The sequence below is a fragment of the Arthrobacter sp. SlRoot2-15 genome (genome assembly GCF_059739345.1).
This window is the reverse complement of the sequence record NZ_AP046058.1, coordinates 2,432,372-2,449,597: the sequence shown is the minus strand read 5'-3', so window position 1 is coordinate 2,449,597 and position 17,226 is coordinate 2,432,372. Positions and strand designations below refer to the sequence as shown.

General features: G+C 68.5%; 19 protein-coding genes. 10 read left to right on the top strand and 9 right to left on the bottom strand.

Annotation, left to right across the window (positions count from 1 at the left end):
- The first annotated feature begins 125 nt into the window (after window positions 1-125).
- Window positions 126-542: a PaaI family thioesterase gene (locus tag AC6I9V_RS11285; RefSeq protein WP_497899510.1), complete on the top strand. Its 417-nt coding sequence runs from the start codon at window positions 126-128 to the stop codon at window positions 540-542.
- On the opposite strand, the gene AC6I9V_RS11280 is transcribed toward AC6I9V_RS11285, so the two are convergent.
- Both AC6I9V_RS11280 and AC6I9V_RS11275 read right to left on the bottom strand, forming a co-directional pair.
- Complete coding sequence (locus AC6I9V_RS11280; protein ID WP_497899509.1) at window positions 539-2,731, bottom strand: S1 family peptidase; 2,193 nt, start codon at window positions 2,729-2,731, stop codon at window positions 539-541. The genes AC6I9V_RS11285 and AC6I9V_RS11280 overlap by 4 nt on opposite strands.
- Window positions 2,732-2,740: 9 nt before the next feature.
- Complete coding sequence (locus AC6I9V_RS11275; protein ID WP_497899508.1) at window positions 2,741-3,478, bottom strand: tyrosine-protein phosphatase; 738 nt, start codon at window positions 3,476-3,478, stop codon at window positions 2,741-2,743.
- A gap of 209 nt (window positions 3,479-3,687) precedes the next feature.
- Here AC6I9V_RS11275 and AC6I9V_RS11270 point away from each other — a divergent pair, with 209 nt between their 5' ends.
- Window positions 3,688-4,536, top strand: a complete 849-nt coding sequence (locus tag AC6I9V_RS11270) for an SGNH/GDSL hydrolase family protein (RefSeq protein WP_497899507.1) — start codon at window positions 3,688-3,690, stop codon at window positions 4,534-4,536.
- Here the strand turns inward: AC6I9V_RS11270 and AC6I9V_RS11265 are convergent.
- Window positions 4,533-5,141: a GNAT family N-acetyltransferase gene (locus AC6I9V_RS11265; protein ID WP_497899506.1), complete on the bottom strand. Its 609-nt coding sequence runs from the start codon at window positions 5,139-5,141 to the stop codon at window positions 4,533-4,535. The genes AC6I9V_RS11270 and AC6I9V_RS11265 overlap by 4 nt on opposite strands.
- A 107-nt stretch (window positions 5,142-5,248) precedes the next feature.
- Here AC6I9V_RS11265 and AC6I9V_RS11260 point away from each other — a divergent pair, with 107 nt between their 5' ends.
- A complete protein-coding gene (locus AC6I9V_RS11260) occupies window positions 5,249-5,689 on the top strand; it encodes an SRPBCC family protein (protein ID WP_497899505.1) in 441 nt (146 codons plus the stop codon).
- 58 nt (window positions 5,690-5,747) lie between these two features.
- On the opposite strand, the gene AC6I9V_RS11255 is transcribed toward AC6I9V_RS11260, so the two are convergent.
- From AC6I9V_RS11255 to AC6I9V_RS11240, 4 genes are all read right to left on the bottom strand, one after another.
- Window positions 5,748-6,620, bottom strand: a complete 873-nt coding sequence (locus AC6I9V_RS11255; RefSeq protein WP_497899504.1) for a 3-hydroxyacyl-CoA dehydrogenase family protein — start codon at window positions 6,618-6,620, stop codon at window positions 5,748-5,750.
- Window positions 6,617-7,420, bottom strand: coding sequence for an enoyl-CoA hydratase/isomerase family protein (locus tag AC6I9V_RS11250; protein ID WP_497899503.1), 804 nt, complete (start codon window positions 7,418-7,420; stop codon window positions 6,617-6,619). Before AC6I9V_RS11250 ends, AC6I9V_RS11255 begins: the two co-directional genes overlap by 4 nt.
- On the bottom strand, window positions 7,420-8,631 hold the full coding sequence (locus AC6I9V_RS11245) for a thiolase family protein (protein WP_497899502.1): 1,212 nt from the start codon (window positions 8,629-8,631) through the stop codon (window positions 7,420-7,422). The genes AC6I9V_RS11250 and AC6I9V_RS11245 overlap by 1 nt, the downstream gene beginning before the upstream one ends.
- 121 nt (window positions 8,632-8,752) lie before the next feature.
- Window positions 8,753-9,406, bottom strand: coding sequence for a pentapeptide repeat-containing protein (locus AC6I9V_RS11240; protein WP_497899501.1), 654 nt, complete (start codon window positions 9,404-9,406; stop codon window positions 8,753-8,755).
- A gap of 145 nt (window positions 9,407-9,551) precedes the next feature.
- Here AC6I9V_RS11240 and AC6I9V_RS11235 point away from each other — a divergent pair, with 145 nt between their 5' ends.
- Both AC6I9V_RS11235 and AC6I9V_RS11230 read left to right on the top strand, forming a co-directional pair.
- A complete protein-coding gene (locus AC6I9V_RS11235) occupies window positions 9,552-9,728 on the top strand; it encodes a CsbD family protein (protein WP_146336704.1) in 177 nt (58 codons plus the stop codon).
- Window positions 9,729-9,841: 113 nt separating this feature from the next.
- Window positions 9,842-10,630 carry a dienelactone hydrolase family protein gene (locus AC6I9V_RS11230; protein ID WP_497899500.1) on the top strand — a complete coding sequence of 263 codons (789 nt, stop codon included), beginning with the start codon at window positions 9,842-9,844 and terminating at the stop codon, window positions 10,628-10,630.
- A 54-nt stretch (window positions 10,631-10,684) separates the two neighbouring features.
- On the opposite strand, the gene AC6I9V_RS11225 is transcribed toward AC6I9V_RS11230, so the two are convergent.
- Window positions 10,685-12,145, bottom strand: coding sequence for an amino acid permease (locus tag AC6I9V_RS11225; protein ID WP_349412397.1), 1,461 nt, complete (start codon window positions 12,143-12,145; stop codon window positions 10,685-10,687).
- Window positions 12,146-12,356: 211 nt separating this feature from the next.
- On the opposite strand from AC6I9V_RS11225, the gene AC6I9V_RS11220 reads away from it, so the two are divergent.
- The 5 genes from AC6I9V_RS11220 (at window position 12,357) to AC6I9V_RS11200 (ending at window position 16,706) form a co-directional block, all read left to right on the top strand.
- The gene (locus tag AC6I9V_RS11220) at window positions 12,357-13,106 is read left to right on the top strand and encodes a CPBP family intramembrane glutamic endopeptidase (protein WP_497899499.1); all 750 of its coding nucleotides are present in this window, start codon (window positions 12,357-12,359) and stop codon (window positions 13,104-13,106) included.
- Between the two features lie 75 nt (window positions 13,107-13,181).
- Window positions 13,182-13,622 carry a VOC family protein gene (locus tag AC6I9V_RS11215; protein ID WP_349412399.1) on the top strand — a complete coding sequence of 147 codons (441 nt, stop codon included), beginning with the start codon at window positions 13,182-13,184 and terminating at the stop codon, window positions 13,620-13,622.
- 21 nt (window positions 13,623-13,643) lie between these two features.
- Window positions 13,644-14,597 carry a 1,4-dihydroxy-2-naphthoyl-CoA synthase gene (locus tag AC6I9V_RS11210; RefSeq protein WP_497899498.1) on the top strand — a complete coding sequence of 318 codons (954 nt, stop codon included), beginning with the start codon at window positions 13,644-13,646 and terminating at the stop codon, window positions 14,595-14,597.
- 10 nt (window positions 14,598-14,607) lie between these two features.
- On the top strand, window positions 14,608-15,765 hold the full coding sequence (locus AC6I9V_RS11205) for an AMP-binding protein (protein WP_497899497.1): 1,158 nt from the start codon (window positions 14,608-14,610) through the stop codon (window positions 15,763-15,765).
- 59 nt (window positions 15,766-15,824) lie between these two features.
- Window positions 15,825-16,706 carry a 1,4-dihydroxy-2-naphthoate polyprenyltransferase gene (locus AC6I9V_RS11200; protein ID WP_497899496.1) on the top strand — a complete coding sequence of 294 codons (882 nt, stop codon included), beginning with the start codon at window positions 15,825-15,827 and terminating at the stop codon, window positions 16,704-16,706.
- Between the two features lie 187 nt (window positions 16,707-16,893).
- On the opposite strand, the gene AC6I9V_RS11195 is transcribed toward AC6I9V_RS11200, so the two are convergent.
- Complete coding sequence (locus AC6I9V_RS11195) at window positions 16,894-17,202, bottom strand: DUF4229 domain-containing protein (RefSeq protein WP_349412403.1); 309 nt, start codon at window positions 17,200-17,202, stop codon at window positions 16,894-16,896.
- Window positions 17,203-17,226: the final 24 nt, after the last annotated feature.

The window sequence follows — 17,226 nt, the reverse complement described above, 5'->3', positions numbered from 1 at the left end:
CACGGCCAGTGCATTACTGACCGTCCGTTCGGTAATATGTCTACAGTACATGAAGGAGCCCTGCGGCACACTAGTAGTGGCAGGACCGACCGGCCCGAGGCGGGCCCAAGCCCCAAGGAGACGCTATGACCCCCGATTCCCCCGCCGGTGAGCCGTGGAAGATCACGCTCGGCGAACTCGACGAGAAGATGGGGGTCAAAATTGTGGAGCAGTCAGTGGAGCGGGTGGTCGCCACGATGCCGGTGGAGGGCAACCGGCAGTCCTTCGGCCTGCTGCACGGCGGCGCCTCGCTGGCCGTCGGCGAGGCTGTGGGTTCCTGGGCCGCGGTGATTCACGCCAGCACCCTGGGCAAGACCGCGGTGGGCGTGGACGTTTCGGCGACGCACCACAAGTCGGCCCGGGAGGGGACCATCACCATCACGGCCACGCCGCTTCACCTGGGCGGCACGGTGACCACCCACGAGGTGCTGATCACCAACGAGGCCGGCCAGCGGCTCTGCACGCTGCGGATCACCAACCTGCTGCTGGAGCGGAAGGCCTAGGACCGGCTGTTAGTGCCGGCCCTCACGGCCCGGCGGCGGCCGGCAATCATGAGCACGCTGGCCAGCAGGACTGAACCGCCCGCCAGGCCGGCAGCCGGCAGCAGCCACTCGGTGCCCGGCCCCGCCCCCTGTCCGGACCTTGCCGGCGGACCCGCCGGTGCAGCGGCCCGGGGCGGCGCAGCGGTCGACACCTCGGCCGGCGATTTGGCTTGAATCTCCGGAACGACGTCGGTCTGCCCTGGAAGGCCACCCTGCGCTGCGGCCCACACAGCACCGTCGGCCTCGTCGTCGGACAGCTCGAAGGGCTGCGCGGAGCCGACCGGATCAGTGGCCGCCGCGGCCGGCTGGTCGGCCGGGGCGGGCACGAAGCCGGGATCATGCTGGGCCGCCGACGCAGCAGCAGCGCCAGCCGGGTCCGGCACGGAGACGTCGACGGCAAGAGTGACCGCACCGGACCGGCTAAAGCCGTTGACCGTCTCTGCCGTGAAGGTCAGGCGGCCTGCGGTCGCAGGAGCGGGGAAGGACCAGTGTCCCGCCCCGTCTACCGGTACGTCCGACGGCGGCTGGCCGGGCACCGTGATGCGCACCGTCGAGCCCGCCGCGACGGCGGAGGCGGGGGCCGCCGGTACACGGCCGGTGATGGCCGCCCCGGTCGTCACCACCGGGTTGGCCGGATCCACGAGCTCCGGTTTGTTCAGGAAGAGTTGCAGTTGCACGTCCGGGACGAACTCCAGGGCGTCCTCGAGGGTGGCCGCGATGGCACGCAACTGGGTGGTGCCTTGCTTCTCCGCCGCGGTATGGGTTCCCACTGCAAAGTTGCCGCTGATCCAGGGGCCACCGGAATCACCGCCGTCCGACGTGACCGTGGTGGAATCGAAAGCCCTGACCGCACGAAGGTCGTTGGCGAAGTTTGGCGACAGGCTCTTCGGTCCCGGAATCAGCCAGATCCCGACCGAGTCGACGGTGCCGCACTTCCACCCGGTGGTCTGGCCGGACCGGCACACGGGCTGGCCCACCTTCGGGGCCATCGCTCCGATGATTTTGACGGCGGTGGGCCCCGGGTTTGCGGGGTCCGCGCTGTTATATGCCGGCCCGACGCCGCGCCACTTGGTCACAGCTGGCTGTACCCTGACGCCGGCTGCAAGGTCATTGATCACGGCGATGTCCGTCCCGATGTTGCTGGCGCTAGTACCGGTAGTCGCTGTATTGCCGGGGCCGCCGAACTGGCTGAACCCGAAGGTTCCGAGCGGCGCGAGGACAGCAGGCTTGGCCGTCGTCGCACCCCCGGCCTTCGAGGCGGTGGCCGGCTCGATGGCCGTGGCGTGGCTGGCGCCGTCGCCGGCGCAGTGGCCAGCGGTCAGGATGAGTGGCGCTCCGGTGGTGCGGTTGAAGGCTCCGAAGCCGGCAGAGCACGTGAAGTTGCTGTCCGTGACGTAGCCCTGTCCGCCGAAGAGGTCCGAGGTGACCTGGGCCTGGGTGGTGACCGGGGCACCCTTTTCCAGCTGGACATTCGTAAAGCGCGCCACGAAAGCTGCGGCTGTAATTTTGCCTGGCACGGGAGTCACGGACGTTGCGGGCGGCTGCGGGTCCAGAAAGTCCGGCAGCGCCGCCTCGGCTGTGTTGGTCCCCCCGGTCCGGATGACAAAGTGGCCGTCGGCGTAGGCCACGGCCTGCAGCCCGGCGGGCCCGACCTCGCGGACGTAGGCCTCGAACAGTTCGTCCACGCTCGAGGCCTCCGGCCGGACGGACGATTGCCCCGTCGCGGCGGCTGGGACGGGGACTTCAAGCACGAAATCCGCGGTCGGGCCCGCCGCGTTCAGCTCAGCGATCCGGGACTGCAGCTCCGCGCCGCTTCCCCGGACGACGATTTTGCCGCTCACAAGGCTCATGCCCACGTACCCTGGGAGCCCGCGCAGGGTTGTTGCGGCGTCGGCGGCGCGCTTGGCCAGCTGTCCCGCGGCGTTGAATTCCTCGAGCGTCAGGCCGAGATCCCTCCGGATGGCCTCCGCGAGCCCGGCGTCGCTGAGGGCGGGAGATGTGGGTGCGGAGCCTGGGGACGCAACCGGGGACGGTGTGGCAGAGCCGGTCTGCCCGGTCTCGGCAAATGCGGGGACGGCCAGAGACGAGCCAGCGAGCACAACGGCGGCTGCCGCCATTCGCACGGCCAGCGCGTATTTGGGAGTCTTCACCCGGTTACTTTAGCGCCCCAATTTAGCCAAAATGGCGGCCATTTGCCGGACTGTTACCCCATTGTGCCCTAGGAACTCTGCGGTCTTCACCTGCCGCACAAAGCGCAGGAGGCTTTCCCGGCGGCGGGCGACCAGCGGCGCGAGGATGTCCTCGGGCAGGTACCGCTCGTGCGGATGCGGGGTGGCGGCCACGCGGTGGTGTTCGTTGATGGACCGCAGGGCGCGTTCATAGGCCAGGGCAATGGCGTCCTCCCCGGCTCCGGCAAGGTCCTGAAGCATGGCCGCGATCATGCCGCTGCGGTCCCGGCCCGCCGAGCAGTGGATCACGACGCCGCCGCGGGCCGCTGCCACGGCCTGGAACACCGCCGTGAGCTTGCCCGGGAAGATCCTGGCGTTGTCCGGGTAGGACGCCGGGTCGTTCAGGTAGGGGACGCACAGGGCACGGAATTCACTGTTAGAGGGGTCCTCCGTGGGGACGTGCACGACGTCGAACGCCGCCAGGGCCTCCTCGCGTACCGGCGGGTCGGTGTCGCGGCGGCGGATCTCCTCCGGGTTGCGGAGATCGATCACCGTACGGATGCCGCCGTCGTAGGCCTGCTGCCAGCCGGTCTCGGTGAGCCATTCCCGGCGCCCCATCCGGTAAACGCTGCCGGCAACATGCCAGGCGTTGACCGCCCCGTCCCAGCCCACCGCGCCGGACGCAGCGGTTCCGGTGGCGGCCCGGGCGGGCGTGGCGGGGATCGTCATCCTGAAAGCTAAGCACACCCGCGGGCTCCGCTCCACGGGGGTGGGAGACCGCGAAAGGTGGCCAGCACGGGACCATTGGCACGGTGCCGCGTTCCGGGGCCCGCGTAGGGTGGCGGTGGACCCGGCAGCTGCCGGGCTCTTTTCAGCTCTCTGGGGGGACTGGGATCCCGTCAAGGGTGCTGGACCGTGTGCTTACTGAGGGGAACACCATGGGAACTCTGAAATTTCGACGCCGTCGTACGGCTTTGGCTGCCGGTCTCGCCGCCTTGGCAATGTCCGCCGGGTTGGCCGCCGCCCCCGCACAGGCCGTGGACAAGACAAAGTACATCGCCCTGGGCGACTCCTACGCCGCGGGTCAGGGCGCGGGGCCGTACGCAGACGCAACGTGTTACCGCAGCGTGAACGCCTACTCCCAACTGGCGGCCGATACCAAGGCCATCAAACTCGTCACCAACGCGGCCTGCAGCGGCAAAACGACCCAGGAAGTGGTGGCAACCCAGCTGGTACAGCTGAACAGGACCACGGAGCTGGTGACCATCACCGCCGGCGGCAACAACCTCGGTTTCGGAGCCATCGTCACCAGCTGCGGCAGCGCAATCTTCGATCCTTCCTTTGCCGCGGCGTGCGCCGCTGCCAGCGCTGCCGCGAGGGCCAAGATCGTCAGCGGCGAGCTGGCCGGGGAGGTGGCCGCGATGATCCAGAGTGTGAAGGCCGCCGCTCCCAACGCCAGGATTGTCCTCACCGGATACCCCTACCTCTTCGATCCGATCCCCGCAGGCCGGACCGATCCGGCGTCCCAGTTCATCTACCAGGCCACGGACCTGGCGGACGGCTTGAACGGATCCATCGCGCTGGCCGCGGCTGCCGCCGACCCCGCGGCGAGCCGGGTGAAGTACGTCGACGTCCGGACCGCTTTCGCCGGGCACGGCATCTACTCCGCAGACCCGTGGATCAACGGCGCCATTCCGGGCAGCCCCGACAGTTTCCACCCGAACTCGGAGGGCTACCAGGCGTACTACACGGCACTGAGCAGCGCCGGAGCCTATTCGGCACCCTAGCGCCGCTTCGCCAGCCTGAACTCGAGGGCACTCCGGACCATCGGCCACTCATGTTCCAGGATGGAAAACACCACGGTGTCGCGCAGCACGCCGTCGGCCGTCCGGATGTGGCTGCGCAGGACGCCGTCCTGTTTGGCGCCCAGCCGCGCGATCGCCTCGCGGGACTGATGGTTGAGCCAGTGGGTGCGGAATTCGACGGCCGGGCAGCCGAGGGTCTCAAACGCGTGCCGCAGCAGCAGTAGCTTGGAGTCCGGGTTGCTGCCGCTGCCGTGCGCGGAGGCGGCGTTCCAGGTGGATCCGATCTCCACCCGGGGCGTGGCGGCGTCGATATTCATATAGGTGGTCATCCCGATCACCCGGCCCGGGGCGCCGGTGGCCGGGTCGAGCAGCCGGGTGGTGAAGGGCAGCATCGAGCCGTTCCCCTGCAGCGCGAGGCGCCGGTCGATCTCGGCGGCCACGGCTTCCGGTGCAGGGACCGAGGTGTACCAGAGTTTCCAGAGGTCGCCGTCGCGGACGGCGTCCACCAGGCCGTCGTGGTGGTCCTGGCTCAGTGGCTCCAGCACCACGTACTGGCCGGTGAGGGTGAGGGGTTGAATGCGGTTCACGGAACCATCCTAAGTGCGGTGGCGCTCCTCCCGGCCGGCCCCGGCCCCCGCGATGGACAGGCCGCCGGCGCGCTGTCCAATCGCAGACTTCTGGGTAGGCTGGGCCCATGATCACAGTCACCGGCACGGTCCGCTCCACACTGGAGGCCGGCGAAGCCTTCGAGTACCTCTCGGCGTTCGAGCACACGCCCGAATGGGATCCCGGAACGCCGGTGGTCAGGAAGCTTACCGACGGACCCGTCGCGGTGGGCCACCGGTACGAGGCGGAGGCCGAGTTCCGCGGCAAGCGCCAGACGCTGATCTACGCAGTGGTGGAGCTCGCTGAAAGCCGGATCACGTTGCGCGGCGAGAATAAAGCCGTCATCTCGGTGGACACCATCGAGGTGGAGCCCTCGGGACCCGGCTCTGAAGTCAGGTACACCGCGGAATTCGAGCTCAAAGGCTGGCGCAGGCTCGCCGAACCGATCGTGCGGCCGGCGTTCCAGTCCCTGGCTGGACCCGCCATGGACGGCATGAAGAGGGCCCTCGACTCGCGGGCCGCGCAGTAGGCCCGGGCGCCTGACCGGCCCGGACGAATCCCCCAATGAATGTCCGCCCGGGTCCGGCTCAGGCGGTCCAGTCGAAGAAGCCTTTGCCGGTCTTGCGGCCGAGTTCGCCGCGGGCCACCTTGTCCCGGAGGATCTGCGGCGGGGCAAAGCGCTCACCCAGCGTGGAGGCCAGGTATTCGGCGATGCCCAGACGGACGTCCAGGCCGACGATGTCGGTGGTGCGCAGCGGGCCGGTGGGGTGCTTGTAGCCAAGGACCATGGCGTTGTCGATGTCCTCGGCCGAGGCGACGCCTTCCTCCACCATGCGCATCGCTTCGAGGGCGATCGCGACGCCCAGCCTCGAGGACGCGAATCCGGGGGCGTCGTTGACGACCACCGCGGTCTTGCCCAGCGCCTCCACCCAGCCGCGGGCAGCCTGGGCGAGGGTCTCGGACGTCTGTTCGCCCAGGACCACCTCGATCAGGGTGGACGCGGGGACCGGGTTGAAGAAGTGCAGGCCCAGGAAGTTCTGCGGGCGCTTCAGCTCGCGGGCCAGGCCGTTGACGGAGAGCGAGGAGGTGTTGGAGGCGAGGAACGCGTCCGGCGCGAGCCGTTCCTCTATCCCGCGCAGCGAGGCCACCTTGAGGTCCCATTCTTCGGGCACGGCCTCGATGACGAGCTGCCGGTCCTTGAAATCGTCATAGTCCACGGTCACGGAGAGCCGGGCGACCATTTCGTCGAGGTTGCCGTCCGTGGCGCCGCGTTCGATGCTTTTGGCCGCTGCGGATTCCACCCGCTCGCGGGCGGCCTCGGCGGACTGCTCGTCGCGTTCGACGACGAGGACGTTGGCGCCTTTGATCAGGAAGGCGTGGGCGATGCCCGCGCCCATCCGGCCGCCGCCGAGCACCCCGACGGTAGTGGGCAGGTTCGCGGGGCGTGCGGAGTTGCTCATGGCTGCTTCTTCCGGTCTGATTCCTTGGCTGACTTCTTAGCTTTTTTCTTATCCAAGAATGACTGCATGCGGTCGAACTTCGCCTGCGATTCGAAAAGGATCCCCTGCGCCAGCTGGTCGATCAGCGGGTGCGCTTCCGCCGGGGCATGGAACACCGACTTGGTGATCCGCACCGCGAGCGGGTCCTGCTGCGCGATCCGGTCCGCCAGCGCGTGCGCCGCGTCCATCAGCTGTTCGGGCTCGTGGATCTCGGTGATGAGTCCGACGGCGAGCGCGCGGTCGGCGCGGAACACCGCGCCGGCCAGCAGGATTTCCTTGGCCACGGGCTCCCCCACCAGCTCCTTGAGCCGCCAGCTGGCACCGGCGGCGGCCAGGATGCCGAGGCCGGTCTCGGGGTTGCCGATCCGGATCCCGGGCGTGCCGAGCCGGAAGTCGGCCGCGTAGGCCAATTCGGCGCCGCCGCCGAGGCAGAAGCCGTCGATGGCCGCGATGACCGGCATGGGCAGCTTGGCGATCCGGACGAAGATGGTCGAGTTGATACCCTGCAGCGCGTCGTCGCGGCGGCGTTCGCGCAGCTGGGCGATGTCCGCGCCGGAGGCGAACACACCCTCCGTGCCCGCGATCACCAGTACCTTGGGCGTCTGCTCCAGGTAGGCGCAGACCCGATGCAGCTCGTCGACCATCTGCTGGTCGATCGCGTTGCGGACCTCGGGGCGGTTGAGCAGCACCACCACCCGGTCTTCGCGTTCTTCGACCAGGAGCGTGGCGAAGCCGCCCGGCTCAAGCGCCGCGGCGGCCACTAGACGCGCTCCAACAGCATGGCGGTGCCCTGGCCGACGCCGATGCACATGGTGGCCAGGCCGATCTTGGCATCCTCGCGTTCCATCCGGCCCAGCAGGGTGATGGCAATCCGGGATCCGGACGAACCAAGCGGGTGCCCCAGACTGATGGCGCCGCCGTCGCGGTTCACGATCTCCGGGTCCAGGCCGAGCCGGCGGATGGAGGCCAGGGACTGCGTGGCGAAGGCCTCGTTGAGCTCGACGGCGCCGAGGTCGCCGACGTCGAGCCCGCTCCGGGCGAGGACCTTTTGCGTAGCGGGGACGGGGCCGATGCCCATGATCTCGGGTTCACACCCGGCGGAGGCGCCGTCAATGATGCGGGCCCGCGGCGTGAGGTCGAGCTTCTTGATCGCTGCTTCGGAAGCGACGATGATCGCGGAGGCGCCGTCGTTCAGGGTGGAGGAGTTGCCGGCGGTGACCACGGAGCCGCCCGCAACGACGGGCCGGAGCCCGGCGAGCACGTCCAGGGTGGTCCCGGCGCGGGGGCCCTCATCGGTGTCCACGACCGTCTCGCCCTTGCGGGTCTTGACGGTCACGGGGACGATTTCGTCGGTGAAGCGGCCGGCAGCAATCGCGGCGAGCGAGCGCTCGTGCGAGCGGACGGCGAACGCGTCGGCGTCCTCGCGGGAAATGCCGTCCACGCGGGCGACCTCCTCGGCGGTTTCCGGCATGGAGTAGGTCATTTTGCCGTCCCGGGAGAGCTCGCCCTTCTGGAACAGCGGGTTGGCGAAGCGCCAGCCGATGGAGGTGTCGAAGATCTGGCCGGGCTTGGCGAAGGCAGTCTGCGGCTTCTCCTGCACCCAGGGGGCGCGGCTCATGGATTCGACGCCGCCGGCAATCACGATGTCCGCGGCGCCGGATTTGATCATCTGGCTGGCCATGATGATGGCGCTCAGGCCCGAGGCGCAGAGCCGGTTGACGGTGATGCCGGGGATGTGCAGCGGAAGGCCGGCCAGGAGGGTGGCCATCCGGGCGACGTTGCGGTTCTCCTCACCGGCGCCGTTGGCGTTGCCGAGGATGACCTCGTCGATGGCGTCGGGGTCGACTCCGGCACGGGCCACGGCTTCACGGACCACCAGCGCCGCCAGGTCGTCCGGACGGACAGCGGAGAGCGCCCCGCCGTACCGCCCCACGGGAGTGCGGGCACCGCCAACAAGAAAAGCCTCGACCATGAGAACATCCTTCACCAAGGGAGCAGGGCCGGCAGCAGGGGAAATTACCGACCGTTCGTTCTATAAAGATTACACGGCAGGGCAAGGGGGTCAACCGGGCGTCCCCGGATGACGCGGCGGCTCAGGCGACGGTGATGCCGAGCTGTCCGGCCAGCAACGGCGCCAGCAGGGTCAGCTGGTACTCGTCGACGACCAGCCCTGTGAGCGAGTCGAGGCCGCTCAACGACCGGAAATCGGTGCCGCGCAGGTCGAAGTCCTTGAGCCGGGCACCGCTGAAGTCCAGGCTGCCGACGGTGCAGTTCTTCAACGCCACCCGGGTGGCCGTGCACGAGCCCAGGTCCAGCTCGTTGATGATGCAGTCGCTGATCTGCACGTCCACGAGCTTGGAGCCGCGGAGATTGACGTAGTCCAGCTTCCCGCCGTCGATCCGCACGGACTGCCAGCCGCTTTCATAGAGTTCCGCCGAACCCCAGCGGGGGTTGCGGATCTCGACGTCGCGCAGGCTCGAGCGCGCGGCGGTGAACACCGGCGCGTACACCTCGGCGAGGACGCAGTCGCGGAAGCCGGCGCCGCGCAGCTGCGTCTCGTTGAAGGAGGCGCCGTCGAACTCGCACTCGGCGAAGTCCGTGCCGCTGAGCTCCAGCCCGTCTGCGGCCGCCCGGCTGTACCGGACGCCGTCGTAGCGTTCGCCGCGCCGGAAGTCCGGGGCCGGATCCTCCACAAGGTCCGCCAGTCGCACCGGCGTGAGGCGCGGGGCAATGATTTTGGGCTTCATGGTTCGAGCCTATCCGGGTCCGCCAGCGACCCTTCAGCCGGGGCAGGATCGAATGATCCGAGAAAGGACTTGAATTAGTAAGCATGCTTTGTGTTATGGTGAAAATGCGTTGAATTTCAACCGGAAACGAAAGGTGAAACACACCATGGGTATCGGAGACAAGATTCAGAACGAAGCGGAGCACCTCGGCGGCAAGGCCAAGGAAGCTACTGGCGACGCCACCGGCAATGACCGCCTGAAGGCCGAAGGCCAGAAGGACCAGGTCGTCGCCGACGCCAAGAAGGTCGGCGAGAACGTCAAGGACGCGGTCAAGCGCGACTAGTCCTTAACCTCGACGGCGTCGGGCATTCCTTTGGGGGATGCCCGGCGCCGTTTTGTGTGTCCGGATGCAAGACTGTCCCCAGGCAACATCCGTCTGCAGACAGAGGAGTGCACATGGCCAGGAATCCCGCCGGCCGGCCCGGGGCGCCGGAGACTGTTCGGCACAACCTGGACCTCAGCGCGGCCAGCAGCACCGCCGGCGGCTCACCGCGGCTTTACGGCTACGTGGCCGAGCCCGAGGGGGCCGGGCCTTTCCCCGGCGTGCTGATGGTCCATGAAGCCTTCGGGCTCGACGACATCACGGTCCGGCACGCCGAGCGGCTGGCCGCCTCCGGGTATCTGGTCCTGGCAGTGGACTTGTACAGCGACGGCGGCGCGCGCCGCTGCCTCGTGGCGACCATGCGGTCCCTGGCGGCCGGGCAGGGGCGGGCGTTTACGGACCTGGCGGCGGCCCGGCAGTGGCTGCTGGATTCCGGCCGCACGACGGGGAAGATCGGCGTGATCGGCTTCTGCATGGGCGGCAGTTTTGCCCTGCTGATGGCCAACGACGGCTTCGACGCCGCGGCCGTGAACTACGGCAGGCTGCCCAGGGACCCGGAAACGGCACTCGCCGGCGCCTGCCCCATCGTGGCCAATTTCGGAGCCAGGGACCGGACGCTGCCCGGGGCGGCGGCACAACTCGAGTCGGTCCTCGAACAGCTGGGCATCGAGCACGACGTCAAGGAGTTCGAGACGGCCGGGCACGCCTTCCTCAACGACGCCGAGGCCGGGCCGAGGCCGCTGCGCCCGCTGTTCCGGGTGCTCGGCATCGGCCCGGATCCGCAGTCCGCCCCGGAGGCCTGGCGTCGGATCGAGGATCACTTCGCCCAGTACCTGAAGAATCCCGGATCGATTGCTCCGTAACCGCCCTTTTGGAGTCCCAGAACGGCGGTTACGGAGCAATCGATGGGGCGGGGACTAGCTGAAGAGCTCGCTCTTGGGCTCGTTGTGCTTGACCTTCTGCCAGCCGAGCCAGAGCACCACCGCGAAGAACGGGATGGTCGCAAGCGTCCACAGGCCCAACTGGAAAACTTCGCCGCTCTTGCTGGTCATGGTGTCGAAACCGATCAGCACGGTGATCGCCAGCAGCGCCACAAGCCCGGCCCAGCTGGTCCACGGGGAGCCCGGCATGGGCAGGGACGAGGCGTTGCCCTTGGTCTTCCGTAGCGCGATCTGGCTGGCGAAGATCGAACCCCAGGTGAAGATCACGCCGATCGAGGCGGTGTTCAGCGCGAGGTCGAAGGCGTGCGAGCCGCCCAGCCAGATGTTGAGCAGGATGCCGACGAGGTACACCGCGCCGATCGCCAGGATGGCGGCGTAGGGCACGTGGCTCCTGGACATCCGGGTCAGCCACTGCGGGGCGTGCCCGTTGTTGGCCATGGTGCGGAAGATCCGGCCGATCGAGTACAGGCCCGAGTTGCAGGAGGACAGTGCCGCAGTGATCACGATCATGTTCATCACGTCGCCCATCCACGGCAGGCCCATCTGGCCGAACACGGTGACGAACGGCGAGGTGCCGGCCTTGTACTGGTCCGAGGGCAGCAGCATGGCCAGGAGGGTCACGGAACCGACGTAGAACACCACGATGCGGATTACGACGGCGCGGATCGCCTTCGGGACCTCCTTGGCCGGGTCCTCCATCTCGCCGGCGGTGATGCCCACCAGTTCGATGGCGTTGTAGGCGAAGATCACGGCGTTGAGCACCAGGATCATCACCAGCGCGCCCTTGGGGAACATGCCGCCGTCGGCTGCGAAGAGGTTGTTCACCGAGGCGTGGCCCTCGCCGACCTTGGCGTTGGTGACCACCATAAAAGTGCCCACGGCCAGGAAGATCAGGATCGCCGCGACCTTGAGCACGGAGGCCCAGAACTCGAATTCACCGAACGCCTTGACGCTCAGGAGGTTCACACCGACCAGGAGCAGCAGTGCCGCGATCGCGGTCAGTTCCACCGGCACGTTGGGGAAGAAGAACTGGAAGTACAGCCCGATCGCGATCAGCTCCGCGATCCCGGTCATGGCCCAGTTGATGAAGTACATCCAGCCGGAGAGGTACGCGCCCTTCTTGCCGAACATCTCGCCGGCGTAGCTGACGAACGAGCCGGAGGTCTGGCGGTACATGATGAGCTCGCCCAGGGCACGCATCAGCAGGTACGCGATGACGCCGGCAATCGCGTAGGAGAAGATCAGCGCGGGCCCGGTGGAGGCCAAGCGTCCGCCGGCTCCCATAAAGAGTCCGACGCCGATGGCGCCGCCCATGGCGATCATGGTGACCTGGCGGCCGCTCAGGGACTTCTTGTAGCCCTCGGCGCTGAGGGTCGAGTCGACGACGGCGGGTGACGCCGTCGTGCTCTGGGGTTCTGTGGAAGTACTTTGTGGCACAACTGTTCCTTGGGGTCGGGGTCTCGCCGGGACGGGCAGGCAGGCCGGGGCGCGCCACATCAGGGGGTAAGCCCGGGATGTGGGGTCAGCGGTGGTGCCGGAGCCCGCAATGGCTCGCAGCGTCGCGCGGCTCATCCATAGTACTAGCTTTCGGTGCCGGACCGTGACGCGGGCAACATCGCGGGCCCCTCCGGGGAGCTAGGCTGATGCCATGGGCACCGCTCTCCGTCAACTACCCGCACCACGTCCGGAGCTGTACGTTTTTTCCCGGCTGGACTACGCGACGGCGGCGATCTACACGGCGGTGAGCGCCTTCTTCGCCACCGCGTCCGGGCTGCTGGCCCCGCTGCTGTTGCAGCTCTCCCCCAACCCGGCCGTGGCGTCCTACGCCGTCAATCTGGTCTTCTACGGGGTCATCGGCCTGCTCGCCCTGGCCGCGGCGCGCCACGTGGCGCGCCGGGACCTGCGGGTCCTGGCCACGCGGCCTTGGTTCACGCTGCTGATGGTGCCGCTGTCCGTCATCGCCGCGATGATCCTGACCGCCGTGCTGGTGGCCCTGACCGGGCCGCCGCAGACCTCAGTGAACCAGGCCGGACTGCAGGCCCTGATGCAGCAGGTCCCGGCCTGGCTGATGGTGCCGCTGCTGGTGGTGGTGGGCCCCTTCGTGGAGGAGTACATCTTCCGGCACCTGCTGATCGGCAAACTGAGCGGGAAGCTGAACATCTGGCTCTGCTGCGGGCTCTCCGTCGCCTTGTTCGCGGCCGTGCACATCGTGGGCCAGGAGGCGCTGTCGCTGCCCGTCCTGATGCCGTACCTCGCGATGGGCGCCATCCTGGTGCTGGTCTACGTCTGGACCGGCAAAAACGTGATGTTCTCCTACTTCGTCCACGCGGCGAAAAACCTGCTGGCCGTCATCTTCATCTACGCCATTCCGCCGGAAGTCCTCGAGCAACTGCAGTAAGCCCGGACGGACTTGCGCCGAACCGCCGGCGCCGCAGCCCTAGCGCCGGGGCCGCCGGCGTCGTAGGTTCTTCCCATGGCATTGAACATCCAGATCGCTGTCGACTGCGCTGATCCCCACGGCCTCGCCGAATGGTGGGCCGAAACCCTCGACTGGGCCGTGGAGCCGCAGGACGAGGACTTCATCCGCTCCATGATCGAGCAGGGCTTCGCCACGGAGTCCGAGACCAAGCTCCACCACGGCAAACTGGTCTGGCGCACCGGCGCCGCCATCCGGCCACCCGAGGACCTGGACGCCAAGCCGGCCACCCGGAGGATCCTGTTCCAGACCGCACCGGAGGCCAAGACCGTGAAAAACCGGGTGCACTGGGACGTGAACCTGGCCGGCGCGGACAAGGACCAGGTGCGCGCCGCCCTCGAGGCCCGCGGCGCCACGTACCTCTGGACCGCCAACGAGGGACCGCATTCCTGGCACACCATGGCGGACCCGGAAGGCAACGAGTTCTGCATCAGCTGAGCCGATTACTAGACTCGGTCTGTGAGCAACGAAATCCCCGCCAAGGTATCCGACGTCTTTGACCCCACCCGCTGGCGCACCGTATCCGGCTTCGACGACTTCCAAGACATGACCTACCACCGGCAGGTGGAGCGCTCCGCGGACGGCACCGTGGTCCGCGACTTGCCCACGGTCCGGATCGCCTTCAACCGGCCCGAGGTCCGCAACGCCTTCCGCCCCGGCACCGTGGACGAGCTCTACCGGGCCATGGACCACGCCCGGATGAGCCCGGACGTGGCCACCGTGCTGCTCACCGGAAACGGCCCCTCCGCCAAGGACGGCGGCCACTCGTTCTGCTCCGGCGGCGACCAGCGGATCCGGGGCCGCGACGGGTACCGCTATGCCGATGGCGAGACGAAGGAAAGCATCGACCCGGCACGCGCCGGCCGGCTGCACATCCTCGAGGTGCAGCGGCTGATGCGGACCATGCCCAAGGTGGTCATCGCCGTCGTCAACGGCTGGGCCGCCGGCGGCGGGCACTCCCTGCACGTCGTCTCGGACCTGACCATCGCCTCCCGCCAGTACGGCAAGTTCAAGCAGACCGACGCCACCGTCGGCAGTTTTGACGCCGGCTACGGCTCGGCGCTGCTGGCCCGCCAGATCGGCCAGAAAGCTGCCCGCGAAATCTTCTTCCTGGCCCGCGAATATTCCGCCGAGGACATGGTGAGGATGGGCGCGGTGAACGAGGCCGTGGACCACGAGCGGCTCGAGGACGTGGCGCTGGAATACGCTGCCGACATCGCCCGGCAATCCCCGCAGGCCATCCGGATGCTCAAGTTCGCCTTCAACCTCGCCGACGACGGCCTGGCCGGCCAGCAGGTATTCGCCGGCGAGGCAACGCGGCTGGCGTACATGACGGACGAGGCGGTGGAGGGCAAGGAGGCCTTCCTGGAGAAGCGCGATCCGGACTGGTCCCAGTTCCCGTACTACTTCTGAGGCGCCGCACGTGACTGCCGTCAACATCGAGCCCGCCCTCGCGGCCCTCGCAGCCGCCCTTCACGGGGAGGGGCCCGCCGTCGAACTCTCCGCCGGTCCGGACGGATCCCCCGTCGTCAGCCTGGTGGAGACCCCCGGCTTTGAGGATGCCGCGGTGGTGGTGCGGACCTCCGGCTCCACCGGGACGCCCAAGGCCACGGTGCTCACGGTGGATGCCCTCGCGGCTTCCTCCATGGCGACGGCGATCGCCCTGAAGGGCGAGGGCCAGTGGCTGCTCGCCTTGCCGGTGCAGTACGTGGCCGGCGTGCAGGTGCTGGTCAGGTCACTGTTCGCCGGCACCCGGCCCTGGGCGATGGACCTCTCCGGCGGCTTCACCCCGGAGGCCTTCACCGCCGCAGCCCGGGAGCTCACGGACAAACTCCGCTACACCTCGCTGGTGCCCACCCAGCTGCAGCGGCTGCTCGAGTCCCCCTCCGCGCAGACCCTGGCCGCGCTCCGCCGCTTCAACGCGGTCCTGCTCGGCGGCGCCCCCGCCTCGGCAGAGCTGCTCGCCGCGGCCCGCAACGCCGGCGTCAGGGTGGTGACCACCTACGGCTCCGCCGAGACCTGCGGTGGCTGTGTCTACGACGGCGTGCCGTTGGACGGCGTCGAGGTCAAGCTGGGCGAGGACGGGCGCATCCTGCTGGGCGGCGCCACCATCGCCGCCGGGTACCTGGGCGCCCCGGAACTCAGCGCGGACGCGTTTGTCGAGAACGACGGGGTCCGCTGGTACCGCACCAGCGACCTCGGAGAGCTCGCTGCGGACGGCACGCTGACCGTGCTGGGCCGGGCGGACGACGTCGTGATCACCGGCGGCGTCAAGGTGTCCGCCGCGAACGTGCAGGCGGAGCTGGAGCGGCTCGACGGCGTGCGGGCGGCATTCGTGGCCGGGGTTCCGTCCGCCGAATGGGGCCAGGCGCTGGCGGCCTACGTGGTGCTGGCCGATCCTTCCCCCGGGGCGTCCGATGACTTCAGGGCGCGGTTCGCAGCCGGCGGAACGGGCGCTTTGACGGGCGCCCGGGTCCCAAAAACCGTGCTGACCGCGGCGGAACTGTTGATGCTTCCGAACGGAAAACCGGACCGGCTGGGCATGACGGTTCGGCTGGAAGCCCTGCATCAGGGAAAATAGAAAAGCTTCAACCAAGTCTGTCCAACCAGATCGTCACCAAAACCAACGAGGTACTGAACGTGGCCACAGCCGCACAATGGATCCAGGGCGCCCGGCTGCGCACCCTGCCGGCCGCGATCGCGCCGGTCCTGATCGGTTCCGCAGCCGCCTATGAGCTGGATGGGTTCCGTCCGGTCAACGCAGTGCTGGCCGCCATGGTGGCGCTTCTGCTCCAGGTCGGCGTGAACTACGCCAATGACTATTCCGACGGCATCCGCGGCACCGACGAGGACCGGGTGGGCCCGCTCCGCCTGGTCGGTTCCGGGGCGGCGGTGCCGGCGCACGTCAAGCGGGCTGCGTTCGCGGCGTTCGGACTGGCCATGCTGTTCGGCCTGGCCCTGGTCATCATTACGCAGGCGTGGTGGCTGATCCTCGTGGGCGTGGGCTGCGTCCTGGCCGCGTGGGGCTACACCGGGGGCAAGAACCCCTACGGCTACCTCGGCCTGGGCGACGTGTTCGTCTTTGTGTTCTTCGGGCTGGTGGCCACGCTGGGCACCACCTATACCCAGGCCGGCCGGATCAGCCTGGCGGCCGTCATCGGTGCGATCGGTACGGGACTGATCGCCTGCGCCCTGCTGATGGCCAACAACGTCCGAGACATTCCCACCGACCGCGTCGCGGGGAAGAAGACGCTGGCCGTCCGGCTGGGCGACAAACACGCCCGGGAAAGTTACGTACTGATGCTGGCAGTCGCGATTCTGTTGGTGATTGTGCTCGCGCCCCGGCAGCCGTGGATGCTTGTTGTGCTGCTGCTCATCCCGACCATCCTGATGCCGTCCTGGCTGATGATCGCGGGGCGCCGCCGCAAGAGCCTCATCCCCGTGCTGAAGCAGACCGGCCTCATCAACCTTGGCTACGCCGTGCTGTTCTCACTCGGCCTGGTGCTGAGCCACGGGTTCTAGGGCGTTTGCCGGCAATCGCCGGCAGCCGGGAGTTCTGGGGCGCCGAGTTTAGGGGCGCCGGCCTGGCCCAGGCCAGCATGTTTCGGCCCCCTGGTCCGGCAGGTGCCCCGGCGCGCATTCCGGCGGCGGTGGGAGCCGCGGCGCGCATGCCGGCAGCGGCCCGCCGCGCATTCGGCGGCGGTGGGAGCTAGGAGTCCTTGGGCCGGCTGTCCGTGCGCACGGTGACGTCCGGGTGCTCGTCCACCAGGCGGTCTTCCGCGGCGGCGTCCTCGGCCTCCCCCGCGCTGCGCAGCGGCTTGGCCTGGCCGGAGAAGCGGTGGCGAATGGAAGCTGTGGCCGCGTCACGCTGCTTCTGGAAGAACAGGAAGCTGATGGCAAAGGCCATCATTCCGGCGCAGAGCGCTGCCAGCAGCCAGCCCAGCTGCAGGTAGACGAACAGTGCGAACAACGGCACAAACAGCGCCAGACGGATCAGGGAGTATTTCAGGAAAGCCACCCTCCCAGTTTAGCCGTCCCCGCC